Genomic DNA, 17,328 nt, shown 5'->3' on the forward strand with positions numbered 1-17,328 from the left:
AATTATTGAATATTCAAATTTGTTTCACTTTTAAGGCTTAATAATAAAACAAACTGAAATTTTATAATTCAATTCTGATGACTTCTCCAAAATCAACTTTATTATTAAAGGCATCTTTTAAAGGAAGTGAGGTTTGATGACACAATATGCTTCTGATAACTCCTGCGTGCGAAACGATAATAATAGGATGATTTGTTTTTTGAATTTTAGCTAATAAAAAATCACCAACTCTTTCATGAAGCTCTGTAAAAGATTCCCCATTTAAAGCTCTAATATTTACAAAATCTTCCATCCACGGATTGAGTTCTTCAGGCGGAATTTCATTCCAAGTTTTCAATTCCCAATCGCCAAAATTCATTTCTTTTAAACGATTATCTTCTTGATAAGAAATAACTTTTATATTTTGCTGAATGTGTTTTGCTAGAATGGCACAACGTTTTAAAGGACTCGAGAAAATCGCAGCTTCTTCTGGTAATTCGGAAACAATTCTATTAAAAATTTCATCAAAAGGTTCCGCAATATTTACGTCCGATTGTCCGTAACAGATTCCTTTTTTGCAAATGGTTTCGGTATGACGGACTAGATAAATTTCCATAAAAATAAAATACTTAGGTAGAAAATAATTTCACAGACTTGTTGTGTTGCGCCAAGACAATCTCCAGTATAACCATCAATCCATTTTTGGAAATATCGAGCTAAAAAATATCTTGTTATAAAAACAGGAATTACGGCTAGAATTAATCTAAAATCAAAAAGTGAAAATACAATTAAAGGAACTAGACCAACAAAGAAAGAACCAAAAACTTCTTTCCAAGTAAATTGTTTGGCAATTGGCTTGCTTTTGCTTGAAGCATCTTCGCGAGAATATTTATGCGTGAAAATAATACTGATTGCTGCCAATCGACTTAAGGAATGCGCAGAAATAAATAGGAGAAATGTTTTAAAGACTGCCATTTCATCATAAACTTGAAATAACAAAATAGATTCTGAAAGCAATTTAAATTTCAATAAAAAAAGTAAAACCAATCCAATTGCTCCGTAAGCACCAATGGCACTGTCTTTCATTATGATCAAGATTTTTTCTTTGGTCCAGCCTCCACCGAAACCGTCGCAGACATCGGCAAAGCCGTCTTCATGAAAAGCGCCAGTTGTTAAAACTGAAATGACAATTGAGAAAATAACAGCAATTTCTGTAGAAAGAAAAAGTGAGAAAATATAAAATGCCAAAAAAGAAATACTTCCAACAATCCATCCAATGAAAGGAAAATATCTTGTGGCTTTATTTAAATAATCTGGATGATGTGTAATGGTTTTTGGACAGGGAATTCTTGTGTAGAACATTAAACAAGTGAGGAAAATATGTAGTTCTTTTTTCATTTATATAAATTTTTAATTCAGTTTTGTCATTTCGACTGAAAGGAGAAATCACACTAGAAACTCCGCAAAGAACGTCGCCAATCTTTGTCGAATCCCGCGTGTGATTTCTCCTTTCAGTCGAAATGACAAATAGAGAGCTTACTTTCGACTTATTCCCGCACTCTCAAAACTAGCCATTTCATTCAAAAAAGCCTCCGCTGATTTTAAAATCGGAAAAGCAACCGCGCAACCCGTTCCTTCGCCCAAGCGCAAATCTAAATTTAAAATTGGTTTGACATCTAAATATTCTAATAATTTCTGATGTGCTTTTTCGGCAGAACAATGACAGAAAATAGCATTTTGTTTAATGTTCGGATTTATTTTATAAGCAATTAAAAAAGCTGTAGTACAAATAAAACCATCGACTAAAATCAGCATTTTATTTTCAAAAGCAGAAAGCATTCCGCCCGCCATTTGTAGAATTTCAAAACCTCCGAAATAGGAAAGCTGCGAAATTAAATCGGTTTGACCAGAATAATTTTCAATTGCTTTTTTGAGGATGTTTTGTTTTTGAATTAATTTTTCATCAGAAACTCCCGTTCCTTTTCCAACACATTCTTCAATCGAAAAACCAGTTAAAAAGCTCATTAAAACAGAAGCTGTAGAAGTATTTCCAATTCCCATTTCGCCAAAACCAATACAGTTTGAACCTGATTTTGCAATAGTTTCAACAATAGATTTTCCTTTTTCAAAACATAATTGAACTTCGGTTTCGCTCATTGCTGGAACATGAAGAAACGACTGCGTTCCTTTAGCAATTTTCGAATTAATCAATTTTGCATTGGTTGGAAAATCATAATTTACGCCTGCATCTACAATAGATAATTCAATATTGTTTTGTTTGCAGAAAACATTTATTGCGGCTCCGCCATCCAGAAAATTAGTAACCATTTGGCGTGTAACATCTTGCGGGTAATCGCTTACGCCATGATTTGCAATTCCGTGATCTGCCGCAAAAACCACAATATTCGTTTTTGTAATTTTAGGATTTAAAGTTTCGAAAACAGTTGCCATTTGAAAAGCTAAAGTTTCAAGAGTTCCCAAAGAGCCGACGGGTTTTGTTTTAGAATCTATTTTTTCTTGCAGCAATTTGCAAAAATCAGATTTATCTTCAATTTCATTTTTTGATTGTAATAGAGAATCGGGAATGTTTATTTTATAAATTTCTGTAATTTCAGTACAAATTGGCGCTTCCGATTTTTGTTTCCAATGCAATTGCTGCAACATTGGCTGATTGTTATAATTTGTTGCTGGTTTTCCGATACAGAAATAACCCAACGGTTCAATATTTTCGGGTAAATCTAGGATTTTTTTAAACTGATAATAATTTAAAATCGAAACCCAGCCCATTCCGTAACCTTGTTCTGTCAGCGAAAGCCAGATGTTTTGTGCCGCACAAACCGAACTGAATTTCACTGCTTCATTGCTGCCAATTGTTCCAATTGTAAACTGATTTAAAACAGAACGGTCGTAAGCAATAATAAGTCCGATTGGAGCTTCTTCGATTGCTTCTAATTTTAGTGAATTGTACAATTCTTTTTGTTCTTCATTATCGGTGAGTTCTGCCGCTTTTTTGTTGTAATCTAAAAACAGCTTTTTTATGGAAGTTTTGACTTCATCCGATTTAATGAGGAAATATCTAGTCGCGTCAGTTAAACCAACTGAAGGCGCCCAATGTCCAGCCTGCAAAGCTTTCTGAATTACTTCGTCAGGAACTTCATCGGTTGTAAAATGTCGGGTGTCGCGGCGGGATTTTAATATATCGTCTAGATTGCTCATGCTATAAAATTACAATTTTTAAATCCCAAATTCCAAGGTCAAACTCTAAAAAAGAAAATTCCAAATGCCAAAACTATATTGAGCTTTGGAATTTGGAATTTCTAATTTGGGTATTTTTATTTAATTTTTACCGGAATTCCCGAAACCATCAAAACAACTTCGTCAGCATTTTCGGCAAGAAATTGATTCATCCAGCCTTGCAGTTCAACAAATTTTCTCCCGATGTGAGTTTCTGCATGAACGCCCATTCCGATTTCGTTTGTTACAATAATTATGTTAGAATTTTGATTTTTCGCAATAGCAAGAAATTCTTTTTTAGCTTCTTCCAGACTTAATTGAACATCATTTTTGTTGTCTACAAAAAAGTTGGTAAGCCAAAGTGTTACACAATCAATTAAAGCAGTTTTTTCGGTGAAATCAATTTTACTTAAATATTTCTCTTCTTCGATATTGGTCCAGCGTTCGTCACGTTCGTTTTGATGACGATCAATTCTACTCTGAAAATCAGAATCCCATTTTCGAGCTGTTGCTATATATAAAGGTGAATTAGAAAGTTCTAAAGCAAGTTTTTGAGCATAACTACTTTTTCCAGAGCGTTCGCCGCCAGTTATCAAATAAAGCATAGTTAATTATTAATTGTTAGATTATGTCGGCCAAGTTAATAATTAACAACTAACAATTTATAATTAACAATTAATAGGGGCAATGTCGGCAATTATTTCCGCAACAAGTTCCTCTTTTTAAATGGTACCAAGTTTTAAAAACCATATTTCCATTTTCAAGATAATAATCGATTCCTTCAATTAAGATTTCGGTTTTGGGTAAATCTTTGGCTTTATTTTGAAGCGCTTTTTCTGGAGAAAGAGTTTCGACATAAGCATCAATTTTATCTTCGCAGGCTTCTTTGAAACAAATTGGACAAAGACAATCTCCGCCTTCAGAGAGATTGAAGATCGGCGGAAAATCATTACACCAACATTTATTTACTATAGATATATCTCCACAGCTGAATTCAGAATCACAGCTTGAGCAAATTTTCTTTTTTGTGGTATTCATATCGCAAAGATACAATTGTTTAAATTTGTAAGAATAAAGGTAAACAAAAAAAATATAAAAATACTTTACCTTTGTGCCATCCAAAACCGCAACCATGAGATATTTTTTTCCTAAAATGATTTTTATAGCAGCTTTTTTTATCCTTGTCGGATGTAAGAAGAATGAAAAAGTTGAAACCGTAAAAATAGAAAATACTAAAAATAGTATTGAATATGCATCTGGACTTTCAATCCTAAAATATGATGATTATTCTGTTGTAACAGTCTCAAATCCATGGCCTAATTCAGATAAAGATTTCAAGTATATTTTAAAAGAAAAAGACGCAAAAGTTCCAGATAGTCTTCTGTCTTACACTTCTATTCAAGTTCCATTAGAATCTGTTGTAGTAACTTCTACGACAAATATTCCATTTTTAGAAATGCTAGAAGTAGAAAACAAATTAGTTGGTTTTCCGCACACAGACTATATTTCTTCAGAAAAAACAAGAGCTTTAATTGACAAAGGTTCTGTGAAAAATGTTGGACAAAATGAAAAACTTAATATTGAGCAATTAATAGAATTAGCACCAAATTTGATTGTAACTTTTGGAGTTGATAATAATAATCCGATGTTGGATAATCTGAAAAAAAGCGGGTTAAATGTTTTAATTCAAGGCGATTGGATGGAACAATCTCCACTCGGAAAAGCAGAATGGATCAAACTTTACGGCGCTTTATTTGGTAAAGAAGACAAAGCAAAAGAGCTTTTTGATAAAATTGTGCAAAGCTACAATCAGGCAAAAAAATTAGTTGCCGATAAACCTGCAACTTCAAAAGTGTTATACGGTTCTATGTACGAAGATGTTTGGTACGTTGCAAAAGGAAATAGTTGGGTTGCACAATTTATGAAAGATGCTCAAGCAAATTATTTATGGGCAGATTTAAAAGGAAGTGGGAGCGAAGGTTTGTCTTTTGAAAAAGTATTGGATAAAGCTAAAACTGCCAATGTTTGGATTGCTTCTGGTTCTTTTAAAAGTTTAGATGAATTGCAAAAAGCGAATCCTCATTATGGAGAATTTGATGCTTTCAAAAATAAAAGCGTTTACAATTTTGAAGGCAAATTGGGCGCAACTGGCGGAACGGTCTATTACGAATTAGCGCCAAGCCGACCAGATTTGGTCTTGAAAGATTATATCAAGATTTTCCATCCTGATTTATTGTCAAGCTACGAATTTACTTTTGCATCAAAACTGAACTAATTTGGCAAATAAAAAACGAAATACGATTTTATTTGCTGTTTTGACTTTAGGTCTTTTGCTGATGTTTTTTGCGAGCATTAGTTTAGGATCTGTTACTATTCCGCTAAAAGATGTTTTTGCGAGTTTAACTGGTGGTCATGCCACAAAATCAACTTGGGAATATATCATTATTAATTACCGTTTGCCAAAAGCGATAACGGCAGTTTTAGTCGGAAGCGGACTTTCAATTAGCGGACTTTTAATGCAGACTTTGTTTCGAAATCCGCTTGCTGGACCTTATGTTTTAGGACTAAGTTCGGGCGCGAGTTTGGGAGTCGCTTTTGTTATTTTAGGCGCAGGATTTCTGCCTTCGTTTTTAAGTGTAATTGCATTGTCGTCATACGGAATTGTTTTGGCTTCAACTTTCGGAAGTACTTTAGTTTTACTTTTGGTTCTTGTTGTTTCCCAAAGATTACGAGATACAATGGCAATTTTGATTGTCGGATTAATGTTTGGAAGTTTTACAACAGCAATTGTTAGTGTTTTAACTTATTTTAGCACGGCAGAACAACTTCAGAAATTTACTTTTTGGTCAATGGGAAGTTTAGGAAATCTCTCTTGGTCGACAATCGGAATTCTGACATCTTGTGTTATAATCGGATTGCTTTTGAGTGCCAAAAGTATTAAACCATTAAATGCTTTACTTTTAGGAGAAAACTATGCCAAAAGCATGGGTTTAAATTTTAAAAAAGCAAGATTAATAATCATATTCGCAACAAGTATTTTATCTGGAGCCATAACGGCATTTGCAGGCCCAATTGCTTTTATCGGATTAGCAGTTCCGCATATAGCAAAACTGACTTTTCAGACCAGTAATCACACCATTTTATTTTGGAGTACTTTATTTTTTGGTTCTATTATTATGCTGTTTTGCGATATTGTTTCACAAATGCCTGGCTTTGATGTTACACTTCCAATAAATGCCATTACGTCTATTATTGGTGCGCCAGTGGTTATTTGGCTTTTAGTTAGAAAAAGAAATTTTAAGTAAAAACTTACAAATATTTAATGTCTTAGTTTTTTAAACACATAGATACATAGTTTTAAAAGCCGATTAAAGGCGTTTCACTTTTTTTAAACAATCATAGTTTTAGTGAATTAAAACTGGTTTTCTATTTTATAAAACTAATTTAAATGGTAACTCAAAAATATCTAGATGAATTAACTTTTAATGTTATTGGCGCTTGTATTGAAGTTCACAAAGCAGTTGGAAAAGGTTTGCTTGAAAATGTTTATCATCAATGTTTAAAAGAAGAATTAAGATTTCGAAACATAAATTTTTTTACTGAAATGAAAGTTCCTTTGATTTATAAGGGAAAAGAATTACATGCAGATCTAAAATGTGATTTATTTGTAGAGAATTGTTTAGTTGTAGAATTAAAAGCAACATCGGAAATAAGTCCTATTTATGAAGCACAGTTAATGACGTATATGAAACTTTTAAAAGCACCAAAAGGCATTCTAATTAATTTTAATTGTTTTAATATTTTCAAAGAAGGCCAAAAGACATTTGTAAATGAATATTTCAAATTATTGCCAAAGTTTTAAGTTCAAAGCTATGTGTTAATTTACTAGTAAATTTTAAAATAAACTCTTAGTGGAAAAAGAAAAATCTATGTTTCTATGTGTTTAAAAATCAATTCAAAATGAAATCAATTCTAACTACGTCGCATCTGAATATCGGATACAAATCCAAGAAAGGTGTTACGACTATTGCTGAGAATCTGAATCTAAATTTAGCTTCAGGAAAACTAATAACATTAATCGGAGCAAATGGAATTGGAAAATCAACTTTGTTGCGAACAATTACTGGAATTCAGAAACCTTTATCTGGAAATGTTTATTTAAATGAAAAAAGTATTTCAGATTATAAACCTTTAGAATTAGCGCAGAATCTAAGTTTGGTTTTAACCGAAAAACTGCCTCCAAGTAATCTTTCTGTTTTTGAATTAGTCGCTCTCGGTCGTCAGCCATACACAAATTGGGTTGACAAATTATCTAATGAAGATGTTGCAAAAGTTCAAGAAGCGATGCAATTGACTCAAATCGAACATTTAGCCTCTAAAAAGCATTTTCAAATTAGTGACGGACAATTACAAAAAGTATTAATTGCAAGAGCTTTGGCGCAAGATACGCCGGTAATTATTTTAGATGAACCAACAACGCATTTAGATTTATTGCACAAAGTTTCGCTGTTCAAATTATTGAAAAAGCTAACGCAAGAAACTCAGAAATGCATTTTGTTTTCAACACACGATATTGATTTGGCAATCCAATTAAGTGATGAAATGATTATCATGACGCCAGATAATATCACACAAGACCAGCCTTGTAATTTAATTTCGAACGGAAGTTTCAGCAATTTATTCAAAGATGAAAATATTGTTTTTGATGCTGAAAAAGGGAAGTTTATTGTGAATTAATATTTCGGCTGTCCTGTAAGGTTTTGGAAACCTTACAGGAAATGAAAATCGCTATTTCTTTAATCCAATTTGTCTTTTAGCTTCGCCAACTACAAAAGCTACAGAATTGGCAATATTAAAAGAGCGAATTAGCGGTGACATCGGAATGGTTAAATGATTTTCGAATCTTTCCATGAACTCCTTACTCAAACCAACACTTTCTTTTCCAAAAACTAACCAATCACCATCTTGAAATTCATTTTCTAAATAGGATTTATCAGAATGCGAACTCATTAAAAATACTCGAGAATGATCAGGGATCTGTGCCATCCATTCTTCCACATTTTGATATTCGGTTACATCAAGATGAACCCAATAATCCAATCCAGAACGTTTTAGATTTTTGTCATTAATAACAAATCCGAACGGATGAATTAAATGAAGTCGGCTTTCTGTACCTACGCACAATCTTCCGATATTTCCAGTATTATTTGGTATTTCAGGTTCTACAAGAACTACGTTTAGCATTTTTTTGAGTTTTAATTTTTAGGTTTCAAGTTTCAAGTTTCAGGTTTCAAAAATTATCTAATTACCACATTCTCTAATTTTCTAATTCAAAATCAGAAACTTCTAAAACTTCTCCAGCTTTTAGGTTTTGCAAATATACATTTCCAATTCGTACACGAACTAAACGAAGCGTCGGAAAACCAACCGCAGCAGTCATTTTTCTAACTTGGCGAAATTTTCCTTCTCTAACTGTGATTGAAGCCCAAGAAGTTGGACCATGGCGTTCGTCTCTAATTTTTTTGGCTCTTGCTCCAAAATCGGGAATTTGCGTTACAATAAAGGCTTTGCAGGGTTTTGTTTTGTATTTGCCTCCGTCAAGTCCAATTTGTACACCTTTTTGCAATTGTTCAATTGCTTCGGGAGTAATAATGCCGTCAACTTGGACATAATATTCTTTGTCAACTTTTTTGCTTCGAACGAGTTCACTCATATTTCCGTCAGTCGTCAGTAAAAGCAAACCTTCAGAATCTTCGTCTAATCTTCCAATTGCCATAGTTCCTTGTGGGAAATCATGTAATTCGCCTAAAAGCTTTTTCTTTCTTTTTAATTCATAAATAAATTGGCTTAAATAGCCGTAAGGTTTAAAAAGAATGAAGTGTCTGTGCATTTTTAATTTTTTGCAAAGATAGTTGGTTTCTCAAATTAAAACGAATTACTGCTTTTGAGATTTCATTTTCTTTATCCATTGATATAAAAACCAAATTGCAGTAAAAGCAAAGATTTCGATTAAAGCCCAATAATAGTTTTGGAAGAATTCATGAAAATAACTTCCAACAAAAATGTAGATAGAAGCCATACAAATTTTGATTACAATGAATTCGGCATTTGACCAGCTGGTTTTGATTTTGAAGAAATTCATAAGTTAAGATTTAGGTTAAATCGTAAAATGTTGTAAATAAAGATAGTGAATTATGAAAAACGAGCTATTATAAACTAAAAGCAATGTTAAACCCTTTATTTATAAGAAATTTAATTCGTAATATTATATAAGAAACTCAAAAGAATAATGCCATGGAAACGAATAAATTAGGAACGAAAAAGATAAACGGAACGCAAAAAAATATAGATGAATCTAAAGGAAAAAACGTTTCGCACGATGAAAATTTAAAAGATGCAAAACTGAATAAAGAATTGGTTAGCGATAAAGATGGAGATAAAAAAATTGTAGAAAGGGCAAGAAACGAAAACGAAGATATTAAATCAAAAATATCAAAAACTGATTCTAAAAATCCAAATGCAAATCGTGGTGTTTCTACCGAAGAAGAAGCCAATAAAACAGTAGAAAACAAAGATCGAAATTCTGACATAACACCAAATCGATATCCGAATTCAAATCCAGAAAGTCATAAAGACAGGGGTAATATGAAATTGGATGAAGAGGATTAATTTACAATACGAAATTTTCATCAGAATCTTGTGATTTTAATATCAAATAACATAAGATTAGCGCTTCGCGTTAATCTTATTGTAAACTCTTCTTAAGACTTCAGTATCCCTTTAAATCTTCGTAAATTAGAGGAGCAAATTTAAATTTTAAGAATATGTCACTTTTAGAAAACAAAGTAGCATTTGTATCTGGCGGCGGTTCAGGAATCGGACGCGCAGTTGCAGAAGCATACGCTCGAGAAGGAGCAAAAGTAGTAATATCTGATATCAATGTAGAGCACGGTGAAGAAACCGTAAAAAATATAAAGGACAAAGGCGGAGAAGCTTTTTTTGTAAAAGGAGATTCGTCGAGTGCAGCAGATAATAAGCATATGGTTGAGGTTACGGTTTCAAAATATGGTCGACTTGACATTGCGTGCAATAACGCTGGAATGGGCGGACCAGCAAAACCAACTGGAGAATATGAGCCAGAAGCTTGGGATAAAGTAATAGCGCTTAATTTGAGCGGTGTTTTTTATGCTTGTCGCTATCAGTTAGAACAAATGGAAAAAAATGGAGGAGGAAGCATTGTGAACATTGCATCTATTCACGGACAAGTTGCAGCTCCAAACAGTGTTGCTTATACTGCAAGTAAACACGGTGTTGTAGGTTTGACTAAAAATATTGCGGTTGAATATGCTCAAAAAAATATTCGCTGTAATGCTGTTGGGCCAGGTTATATTGAAACAGCTCTTTTAAAAGATAATTTAAATAAAGACATGATGAATGCCGTGGCGGCCAAATCGGCAATGAACCGTTTAGGAACTGCCGAAGAAATTGCCGAATTGGTAGTTTTCTTAAACTCTGATAAATCATCATTTACAACAGGAAGTTATATTATAGCCGATGGAGGTTATACTGCGGTATAATTTTTAGACTACATAACAAAGTGAGAAGGCAGTAAGCAAAAGTTTACTGCTTTTTTTGTTTAAAATTCCTTTGTTTGTAAGAAATGTGGAGTTTTTTTAATCATTGTAAAGGTTGTGGCGTTTTGAATAATGTTTGGTGTTTAAGCTTTTTGGTTGATTTTATTTTAGTATCTTTAATATTGTGTTAAGCTTTTTTGAATAATATTGATAAATCTATAACCGTTAAGTTTATGGTTTTATAATATTCGCTTAACTTTAAAGGCGATAAATTTGACTTCTAAAAACTCTATTCCTTAACAGTATGAAAAAACTTTACTTTTCGCGCCAACTCTTGGCTTTTTTATGTTTGATAGGTTGCTTTTCTGGAAATATTTTTGCCCAGGGAACCATGCCAGAAGTTCAAACATTACCTTATTCTCAAAACTTTACTGGATTGCAAGCGACGGCTACAGCTTTTCCGGTGGGATTGAGAGGATGGACAGCTTCTACAAGTCCTAGCGCTAGCTTCAATACAAATGCTACGCCTGGAGCAGACAGACAACTTAATGCGAGCAGTACCGCTGCAACTACAAGTGGAAATTTTCATAATTATGATGGTAAAATTGGATTCTTAAATAGCAGCTCTTTAGATTTAACTATTGCTTTAGCATTTTCTACTACAGGACAAACTGCTGTTCAGGTTCAGTATGATGCGATGACTATTCGTAATCCTTATGGATTGCCTGGAAGCCCTGTTTCTAGCCGTATTAACGAATTGGTATTACAATACCGTGTAGGAACAACAGCTGCTTTTACTTCTATAGCAGAAACGGTTTACAGTAATACTGTCGATCAGCAGATTACTGCGATTACTACACCTCAAAATTTAAAAACTATTAAAATTACATTGCCTGCGGATTGTGATAATCAGCAAGTGGTTCAAATCAGATGGATTTCAAGGCAAGATTCTGGTGCAGGTTCTAGACCATCTTTTGCAATTGATAATATTAAAGTTGGAGGAGATACAACTTCTCCTGTTAACGAATCTGGTTATCCAAAAGCTGTTGAGGTTTTATCTGATGGCTTTGACTTTATCAATAAATTAAATGAAACAGGTAAAACCTATTTCGTTTTAACTGCTTCTGGAAGCACATTGCCAACTGCAGCGCAAGTAAAGGCAGGTTTAGATGCTACAGGAGTTGCAGCTCTACAGTCAGGTTCATTGACGATTGCAGACAAATCTTTAGAATATTCTAAAATCTTTACAGGCTTAACTTTAAATACAGCTTACACAGTTTATTCTGTTTCTGAAGATGCTTCTGAAAATCTTCAAACAACGGTTAATAAACTAGATGTTACAACGGCAAATGCTTTAGTGCCTTCAATAAGAACTACAATTGCAGATCTTAATTTTGGAAGTGTAGAACAAAATTCAGATTCGTCTAGTTTAAATTATCAAATTAAAGGAACAAATATTAATGCTCCAGTAATTGTAACAGCAACGGCTAATTATACAGTTTCAAAAGATAATACTACTTTTCAGTCTTCTGTTTCTTATGATGCAGTAGATTTTGCTTCAAATGCAACGCCAACAGTTTATGTACGTTTTAAACCAAGCGCTGCTGGTATTTTATCGGGAACAATTACAAACGAAACTACTGGTGCTCTAAGCAAAACGGTTTCAGTTTCAGGAATTGGAACGAATCCTTACATTCAAAATTTTGATGATCCGAATGTGCTTTCAAACAGCGGATGGACACAATACAATGTTTCTGGACCTTTAAACAAGTGGACCTATACAAATGTAACACGAAATGTAAATTCTGGAACGGGTGCCGTTCTTATGAATGGTTTCTCAGATACTAATGTGCCAAGTAAAGATTGGTTGATTTCTCCAAAAATGCGTTTAGACAGTTTCGGTCAATTTCCATTATTGTCTTTCTATTCTCGTAAATTTTATGCTGGACCATCTTTAAAATTAATGGTTTCTACAAATTACGATGGTGTGAGTGATCCTACTTTATCAACTTGGACAGAAATAGAGGGAAATTTTCCAACCGTTACAGGAAGTTATGTAAAATCTGAGTTCATCAATTTAGGAGCATATAAAACAGATCATACTTATTTGGCATGGGTTTACGAAACTACTGCTGGCGGAACAAATAATGCTTCAGAATGGTCTATTGACGATTTTGCTATTACAAACGAATCTGGTTATGTAGCCTCAAATCCAGTTTTAGATTTTGGAGATGTAGCTCAGAATACAGTTTCTGCAAGCCAGTCTTTTGCTTTTAAAGCTGATGGTTATGGAGATTTAACTCTTACTGCTCCAGCTTCGTATCAATTATCATTAGATAATATTTCTTTTGCTTCAAGCGTAGTGATTTCGTCTGCAAATGCTGCGGCAGGAACAACGCTTTATGCAAGATTTATTCCAACTACAAAAGAATTGAAAATTTCTGGATCGCTTACCGTGACAGGAACTTCTTTAAGTAAACAAATTGGTTCACTAACAGGTTCTTCATTACCAAAAGCAGATACTTTTGATGTTGTTACTTATAATTTAGAATTCTTTGGTGCTCCAACTTCAGCTTATGGTCCAGCCGACAAAACATTACAGTTAGAAAACGTAGCCAAAGTGATGAATAAATTAGACGCAGACGTTTACGTAGTTCAAGAGGTTTCTAGCGACGCTCAGATTGATGCTTTAATTCAGAAGATAAACGTAAATGGTAAGACATTCGAAAAAACGGTTTCAACTTCTTGGTCTTATTCTTGGGATCCAACTTCAGATCCAACTTTTCCACCTCAAAAATTAGTTGTTATTTACAATACTAAAACAACAACATTGAAGAAAACACGTGTAATGTTTAAAGGTTTTTATGATGAGTTGCGCGCTGGTACAAAAACACTGGCTAATTATCCGGGCGGATCTAGCAGCAGTTTTTTCTCATCTGGACGTTTGCCTTACATGGTAACTTTAGAAACGAATCTTAACGGAGTTAAAAATGAAATTCAGTTAATCGACCTTCACGCACGTGCAAACAGCGGAACTGATATTTCTCGTTACAATATGCGTAAATATGATACTCAAGTTCTTAAAGATAGTTTAGATACACATTATGCAAACTCAAATATTATTCTTTTAGGAGATTATAATGATGATGTAAAAGCGTCTGTAATTGCTGGACAGCCTTCTTCTTATGAAGCTTTTGTAAATGATGCTAATAATTATAAAGCGCTAACTTTAGAAATCAGCCAAGCTGGTGCTTACAGTTTCTTAAGCTCAGGTGGATTCTTAGATCATATTACAATTTCTAATGAATTATTAGATGATTATATTGCAAATTCAACTGCGGTTTATGATCCTAGAAATGATATTGCAAGTTATACGACTACAACGTCTGATCACGGACCTGTAATTGCTCGTTTTGAATTGAAACAAGATGTTCTTGCTGTTCCTGATTTTGGAGGTAAAAATAAATATGTTGTACGTGCTTATCCAAATCCTGCAACAGATGTAATCAATTTTGATGTGCCAACAACACAAGGAAGAGATTTAAAAATCAAACTTTACGATATTAACGGACATGTAATTGGAAATCCGATTAGCGTACAAAGCGAATCTGAAATTAGTACAGCGGTTATGTCTGTTCATAATCTAGTTTCTGGATTTTATATTTACACAGTTACCGAGAATAACAAAGTAATTTTTAAAGATAAGATTATCAAAAAATAATAAATCTTCAGGATAAAAAGAAAGGCAGTCATTTTAAGACTGCCTTTTTTTATGCGAATATTTTTTTTAGTTGATCAAAATCAATTTTATTTCTAAAATCAAAAAAGTGATCTAACTGCCATTTTTGTGTTTTTTGAGCCTGTTTGCTTGTCGTTTCATCCCAAGGCGGATAAACGCGTGTAGCTCTAATTCCTTCTTTCTTTTCAGTAGAAAAAATACCTTTTTCGAGTAAAATTTTTTTAGGAAAAATAAATTGTCCCCAATTCTCTTCTTTTCGAACACTTACAATGACAAAATCTATATTATCAGAAAAATCAAAAGGTTCGATAATTCCTTTTTTATTTCGTTTCCATAAAGTAACAAATTGCCCCGTTTTAGTTGGCGTTATTTTAGCTTCTCTATAACAGATTTTTTTATTGTTTAAAGAAAAACGAAAAGCACTGTATTCGTCACTTTCATCTTCTTTTTGAAGATAAGCCAATTCTAAGTCAGCTTTATCAAAAACAAGTTTAGCATTAAATAAGTCCGTTGGAATTGATTTTGAGTCAATTTCAGAAATGGTAAAATCCATAAGAAATACTTTTCTGAAAATTACTGCAAATTAAATTTAGAAAGAAACATTTAAACCAAAATTTAATCCCCACTGAAACTGATTGAAAGACTGATTGTTTAATGGATTAATGTAATAATTCATTGCAGGTTCCACAAAAACATTCGTTTTTTTATACACACGATATTGAACTGTACTGCTCAAAGTAGAACCATAAACATAATCATTTGCAGTTGTATTTTGTCCAATATTATGACCGTCTAAAGCAACATTATTTGAAATTAACTTTCCAACAAAACCTCCAGTATTTAAATTGATGCTCGCTTTATTTCTATTAAAAATAGAGTAAGAAACCTCAAGAGGCATTTCTATATATCTTAAATTCTGATCTAATTTTCCGCTTTGTACATTATCACTTTTTAAAGCTTCTTTAGTAGTGTTTGAGATTAAAATATATTCTGAATTTCCGACTGGTGCAGCGCTATTATAATCTGCGGCGCTGGCTCCAGGTATAAAAAGAGTATTGCCTTTGGCACTTACGTACGAAACATTTGCAACACTTTGTCCTAACTCATTAAATTTAAGTCCCGAGCTAACAGCCCATTTGTTATTAATGTTATATTTCGTTTTAACTCCGTACGAATTCGATTGTTTAGAGTCGTTTACGTTGCCTAAAGTTTTATCGTTTTTAGTATTTTCCGAATTTGCAACGCCGGCAAAAACAGCTACAGCCCATCTTTCATTCAAATCTATTTTTTTATCTTTTTTCTCCTTTTTGTCTTTTTTCTCATCCAAAGGCAAAATACCTTTTTCTAAGTTTTGAAGTTCTGCAAGCTGTACAGAATCTTGTTTGGTTAAAGGCATTCCAAATTTTGAATTTTCTTTTGCAAAACCGTTTGATGTTTTTTCAACAGTATTGCTTTTAGTATTATTCAAGTTTTGTTTAGAAGAATTGTTGTTTGCAAAAGTATTGTTGCTATTAAGAGCAAAATTTTTGTTGTTTTTTGGAACTAATTGTTCTTCAAAAATCGAATTTGGAAGCTGTTTCGGTGTTGTCGAATTAAATTTATTAGGTTTTCCAAAAGCAATTCTTTCTTCAGAAATTCCTTTAGTTGCAGTTTTTCTGTCTTTTTCTAAAGGGGATTTTGCAGAAGATTTTGTGCTAGATTTTTCTTCAGAAGCAATTAAACTTTGATTTCCAATATTTTGATTTGGAGCATTTTTATTGATTTGCTCTTCGTATTTAGAATTATTGTTGTTTTTATTTGATTTATTTTTCGAATCAGAATTTGCAACAGCAGTTTCTTGATTTTGATTTGGTTGTTGATTCGGTAATGAATTCTTCGGAGAGAGAACATTATTTGTTGTGTCTAAAGTTTTCTCTTCATTTTCTTTAACTGAATTGTTTTTATTTTGATTATTATTCTCAAGAACTACACTATTGTTTTCAGAACCGCCATTGTTTAAGTTATTATTTTGAGGTGAACCAGTAAAATGTAAAATTGAAGGCAGAAGCAGCCCCAATAATAAGCATGCAGCAGCCGACCACCAAAGAATAGCTCTCTTCTTCTTTTTAGGTTTGTTTAATTTTTCTTCAATCTGCCCCCATAATTCTGGTGGCGGAACACTCGAAAAGTCTTCCATTGATGAAAAAATATCTTCTATTTTGTGCTTCTTCATGCTGTCTTAAAATTTTTGATACTCAAAATTCGCTTTTGTAAAATATGTTTGGCTCGGTTTAGATTTGATTTTGATGTTCCTTCGGAGATTTTCAGTAATTCGGCTATTTCTTTGTGTTTCATTTTTTCAAAAACATACAAGTTAAAAACCGTTCTATATTGATCTGGCAAATCCCGTATATATTCCAGTAACTTTTCTTGTTCCATCGGAATGACTTCTAATTCTTCCTCTTCGACAAAATCGGTGTCGGGATCAAAAACATCTAGAAAAAAACTTTCTTTTTTCTTTTTATTTAAAGTTTCGATGAGTTTGTTAATGAAAATCCGTTTCATCCAACCTTCAAAACTTCCTTCAAATTTATATTGGCTTATTTTCTGAAAAACAATCACAAAAGCTTCTTGAAAAACGTCTTTGGCATCGTCTTCATTTTTCATGTATTTCAAACATATTCCATACAAAACAGGAGAGAACAACTGATATATTTTCAGTTGTCCCTCTCTGTCATTTTTCATGCACAGTTTGATATATTTTTCTACGTCGTCTTTCAAGAAATGGTTCAAATTTGATTTTGCAAAAATAGTTTATAATAG

Annotated in this window: 18 protein-coding genes; 7 read left to right on the top strand and 11 right to left on the bottom strand. The window is 32.9% G+C overall.

Annotated elements, in window-relative coordinates:
- Positions 1–61: 61 nt before the first annotated feature.
- The 5 genes from cobC to P0R33_RS16825 all read right to left on the bottom strand — a co-directional run bounded on the left by cobC (position 62) and on the right by P0R33_RS16825 (position 4,251).
- Complete coding sequence (gene cobC, locus P0R33_RS16805) at positions 62–595, bottom strand: alpha-ribazole phosphatase (protein WP_276172342.1); 534 nt, start codon at positions 593–595, stop codon at positions 62–64.
- A complete protein-coding gene (locus tag P0R33_RS16810) occupies positions 580–1,377 on the bottom strand; it encodes an adenosylcobinamide-GDP ribazoletransferase (protein WP_276172343.1) in 798 nt (265 codons plus the stop codon). The genes cobC and P0R33_RS16810 overlap by 16 nt, the downstream gene beginning before the upstream one ends.
- A gap of 138 nt (positions 1,378–1,515) precedes the next feature.
- A complete protein-coding gene (gene cobT / locus P0R33_RS16815; RefSeq protein WP_276172344.1) occupies positions 1,516–3,195 on the bottom strand; it encodes a nicotinate-nucleotide--dimethylbenzimidazole phosphoribosyltransferase in 1,680 nt (559 codons plus the stop codon).
- A gap of 116 nt (positions 3,196–3,311) precedes the next feature.
- On the bottom strand, positions 3,312–3,818 hold the full coding sequence (gene cobU / locus P0R33_RS16820) for a bifunctional adenosylcobinamide kinase/adenosylcobinamide-phosphate guanylyltransferase (RefSeq protein WP_276172345.1): 507 nt from the start codon (positions 3,816–3,818) through the stop codon (positions 3,312–3,314).
- Between the two features lie 70 nt (positions 3,819–3,888).
- Positions 3,889–4,251: a DUF5522 domain-containing protein gene (locus tag P0R33_RS16825; RefSeq protein ID WP_276172346.1), complete on the bottom strand. Its 363-nt coding sequence runs from the start codon at positions 4,249–4,251 to the stop codon at positions 3,889–3,891.
- 94 nt (positions 4,252–4,345) lie between these two features.
- Between P0R33_RS16825 and P0R33_RS16830 the strand changes: the two genes are divergently transcribed.
- From P0R33_RS16830 to P0R33_RS16845, 4 genes are all read left to right on the top strand, one after another.
- A complete protein-coding gene (locus tag P0R33_RS16830; protein WP_276172347.1) occupies positions 4,346–5,488 on the top strand; it encodes an ABC transporter substrate-binding protein in 1,143 nt (380 codons plus the stop codon).
- A 61-nt stretch (positions 5,489–5,549) separates the two neighbouring features.
- Positions 5,550–6,518 carry an iron ABC transporter permease gene (locus P0R33_RS16835; RefSeq protein WP_276175667.1) on the top strand — a complete coding sequence of 323 codons (969 nt, stop codon included), beginning with the start codon at positions 5,550–5,552 and terminating at the stop codon, positions 6,516–6,518.
- A 143-nt stretch (positions 6,519–6,661) separates the two neighbouring features.
- Positions 6,662–7,075 (top strand): GxxExxY protein, encoded by a 414-nt coding sequence (locus P0R33_RS16840; protein ID WP_276172348.1) that lies wholly within the window; start codon positions 6,662–6,664, stop codon positions 7,073–7,075.
- A 98-nt stretch (positions 7,076–7,173) separates the two neighbouring features.
- Positions 7,174–7,950 (top strand): ABC transporter ATP-binding protein, encoded by a 777-nt coding sequence (locus tag P0R33_RS16845; RefSeq protein WP_276172349.1) that lies wholly within the window; start codon positions 7,174–7,176, stop codon positions 7,948–7,950.
- Positions 7,951–8,001: 51 nt separating this feature from the next.
- Here the strand turns inward: P0R33_RS16845 and P0R33_RS16850 are convergent, their stop codons facing one another.
- The 3 genes from P0R33_RS16850 to P0R33_RS16860 all read right to left on the bottom strand — a co-directional run bounded on the left by P0R33_RS16850 (position 8,002) and on the right by P0R33_RS16860 (position 9,355).
- The gene (locus P0R33_RS16850; protein ID WP_276172350.1) at positions 8,002–8,457 is read right to left on the bottom strand and encodes a tRNA (cytidine(34)-2'-O)-methyltransferase; all 456 of its coding nucleotides are present in this window, start codon (positions 8,455–8,457) and stop codon (positions 8,002–8,004) included.
- 73 nt (positions 8,458–8,530) lie between these two features.
- Positions 8,531–9,103 carry a pseudouridine synthase gene (locus P0R33_RS16855; protein WP_276172351.1) on the bottom strand — a complete coding sequence of 191 codons (573 nt, stop codon included), beginning with the start codon at positions 9,101–9,103 and terminating at the stop codon, positions 8,531–8,533.
- Positions 9,104–9,148: 45 nt separating this feature from the next.
- A complete protein-coding gene (locus P0R33_RS16860) occupies positions 9,149–9,355 on the bottom strand; it encodes a hypothetical protein (RefSeq protein ID WP_276172352.1) in 207 nt (68 codons plus the stop codon).
- Positions 9,356–9,507: 152 nt separating this feature from the next.
- Between P0R33_RS16860 and P0R33_RS16865 the strand changes: the two genes are divergently transcribed.
- The 3 genes from P0R33_RS16865 to P0R33_RS16875 all read left to right on the top strand — a co-directional run bounded on the left by P0R33_RS16865 (position 9,508) and on the right by P0R33_RS16875 (position 14,508).
- The gene (locus P0R33_RS16865; protein WP_276172353.1) at positions 9,508–9,882 is read left to right on the top strand and encodes a hypothetical protein; all 375 of its coding nucleotides are present in this window, start codon (positions 9,508–9,510) and stop codon (positions 9,880–9,882) included.
- A 155-nt stretch (positions 9,883–10,037) separates the two neighbouring features.
- Entirely contained in the window at positions 10,038–10,790 is a 753-nt protein-coding gene (locus P0R33_RS16870; RefSeq protein ID WP_276172354.1) for a glucose 1-dehydrogenase, read from the top strand.
- A gap of 301 nt (positions 10,791–11,091) precedes the next feature.
- On the top strand, positions 11,092–14,508 hold the full coding sequence (locus tag P0R33_RS16875) for a T9SS type A sorting domain-containing protein (RefSeq protein ID WP_276172355.1): 3,417 nt from the start codon (positions 11,092–11,094) through the stop codon (positions 14,506–14,508).
- A gap of 49 nt (positions 14,509–14,557) precedes the next feature.
- On the opposite strand, the gene P0R33_RS16880 is transcribed toward P0R33_RS16875, so the two are convergent.
- From P0R33_RS16880 to P0R33_RS16890, 3 genes are read right to left on the bottom strand one after another with little or no spacing between them, the layout of a single operon-like run.
- Positions 14,558–15,079 (bottom strand): MepB family protein, encoded by a 522-nt coding sequence (locus tag P0R33_RS16880; RefSeq protein WP_276172356.1) that lies wholly within the window; start codon positions 15,077–15,079, stop codon positions 14,558–14,560.
- A 36-nt stretch (positions 15,080–15,115) separates the two neighbouring features.
- Positions 15,116–16,738 (bottom strand): hypothetical protein, encoded by a 1,623-nt coding sequence (locus P0R33_RS16885; protein ID WP_276172357.1) that lies wholly within the window; start codon positions 16,736–16,738, stop codon positions 15,116–15,118.
- Positions 16,735–17,286 (bottom strand): sigma-70 family RNA polymerase sigma factor, encoded by a 552-nt coding sequence (locus P0R33_RS16890; RefSeq protein WP_184167212.1) that lies wholly within the window; start codon positions 17,284–17,286, stop codon positions 16,735–16,737. Before P0R33_RS16890 ends, P0R33_RS16885 begins: the two co-directional genes overlap by 4 nt.
- Between the last annotated feature and the right edge of the window lie 42 nt (positions 17,287–17,328).

The sequence above is a fragment of the Flavobacterium sp. YJ01 genome, from assembly GCF_029320955.1.
Classification (GTDB): Bacteria; Bacteroidota; Bacteroidia; order Flavobacteriales; family Flavobacteriaceae; genus Flavobacterium.

What these genes read in the sequence shown, in the direction of transcription:
- P0R33_RS16825 (WP_276172346.1), bottom strand. Translation starts at nt 4,251, where the DNA reads ATGAATACCACAAAAAAGAAAATTTGCTCAAGCTGTGATTCTGAATTC.
- P0R33_RS16830 (WP_276172347.1), top strand. Translation starts at nt 4,346, where the DNA reads ATGAGATATTTTTTTCCTAAAATGATTTTTATAGCAGCTTTTTTTATC.
- P0R33_RS16855 (WP_276172351.1), bottom strand. Translation starts at nt 9,103, where the DNA reads ATGCACAGACACTTCATTCTTTTTAAACCTTACGGCTATTTAAGCCAA.
- P0R33_RS16885 (WP_276172357.1), bottom strand. Translation starts at nt 16,738, where the DNA reads ATGAAGAAGCACAAAATAGAAGATATTTTTTCATCAATGGAAGACTTT.
- cobT (WP_276172344.1), bottom strand. Translation starts at nt 3,195, where the DNA reads ATGAGCAATCTAGACGATATATTAAAATCCCGCCGCGACACCCGACAT.
- P0R33_RS16850 (WP_276172350.1), bottom strand. Translation starts at nt 8,457, where the DNA reads ATGCTAAACGTAGTTCTTGTAGAACCTGAAATACCAAATAATACTGGA.
- P0R33_RS16810 (WP_276172343.1), bottom strand. Translation starts at nt 1,377, where the DNA reads ATGAAAAAAGAACTACATATTTTCCTCACTTGTTTAATGTTCTACACA.
- P0R33_RS16875 (WP_276172355.1), top strand. Translation starts at nt 11,092, where the DNA reads ATGAAAAAACTTTACTTTTCGCGCCAACTCTTGGCTTTTTTATGTTTG.
- P0R33_RS16835 (WP_276175667.1), top strand. Translation starts at nt 5,550, where the DNA reads ATGTTTTTTGCGAGCATTAGTTTAGGATCTGTTACTATTCCGCTAAAA.
- P0R33_RS16865 (WP_276172353.1), top strand. Translation starts at nt 9,508, where the DNA reads ATGGAAACGAATAAATTAGGAACGAAAAAGATAAACGGAACGCAAAAA.
- cobU (WP_276172345.1), bottom strand. Translation starts at nt 3,818, where the DNA reads ATGCTTTATTTGATAACTGGCGGCGAACGCTCTGGAAAAAGTAGTTAT.
- P0R33_RS16845 (WP_276172349.1), top strand. Translation starts at nt 7,174, where the DNA reads ATGAAATCAATTCTAACTACGTCGCATCTGAATATCGGATACAAATCC.
- P0R33_RS16870 (WP_276172354.1), top strand. Translation starts at nt 10,038, where the DNA reads ATGTCACTTTTAGAAAACAAAGTAGCATTTGTATCTGGCGGCGGTTCA.
- P0R33_RS16880 (WP_276172356.1), bottom strand. Translation starts at nt 15,079, where the DNA reads ATGGATTTTACCATTTCTGAAATTGACTCAAAATCAATTCCAACGGAC.
- P0R33_RS16860 (WP_276172352.1), bottom strand. Translation starts at nt 9,355, where the DNA reads ATGAATTTCTTCAAAATCAAAACCAGCTGGTCAAATGCCGAATTCATT.
- P0R33_RS16840 (WP_276172348.1), top strand. Translation starts at nt 6,662, where the DNA reads ATGGTAACTCAAAAATATCTAGATGAATTAACTTTTAATGTTATTGGC.
- cobC (WP_276172342.1), bottom strand. Translation starts at nt 595, where the DNA reads ATGGAAATTTATCTAGTCCGTCATACCGAAACCATTTGCAAAAAAGGA.